The sequence below is a fragment of the Comamonas sp. B-9 genome, from assembly GCF_000410635.1.
In the GTDB taxonomy this organism is placed as follows: domain Bacteria; phylum Pseudomonadota; class Gammaproteobacteria; order Burkholderiales; family Burkholderiaceae_C; genus Comamonas.
In genome coordinates this window covers 1-261 of record NZ_KE148604.1, presented here as the reverse complement: position 1 = coordinate 261, position 261 = coordinate 1, and the positions used below count along the sequence as shown (strand labels likewise).

The window sequence follows — 261 nt, the reverse complement described above, 5'->3', positions numbered from 1 at the left end:
CAGCCTGCCCCGCCGCATCGAGGCCATGGTGGACAAGCTGCCCGAGCAGCTCGACAAGGCGGTGCAGCAGGCGCAGCACCGCAGCCAGATCGAACAGCTCTACAACCAAGCCCGCCAGGCCGAAGAGGCCGCTTTTGGCACACTGCACGACTGGGCTCAGAGCGCCGGCCTGCGCATTCGCCGTGAAGAGGGTCAGCTGGTGGTCGAGAGCCAGGACAGCGGCCCTGCCGGCCAAGGCGATGCCGGGGGCCCGGACGCCGG

At 70.1% G+C, this 261-nt stretch carries 1 protein-coding gene; it reads left to right on the top strand.

Translation table 11 applies throughout. From position 1 onward, the window contains the following. A partial coding sequence (locus tag H928_RS31665) for an AAA family ATPase (protein WP_148293188.1) occupies positions 1-261 on the top strand: 261 nt, incomplete at both ends.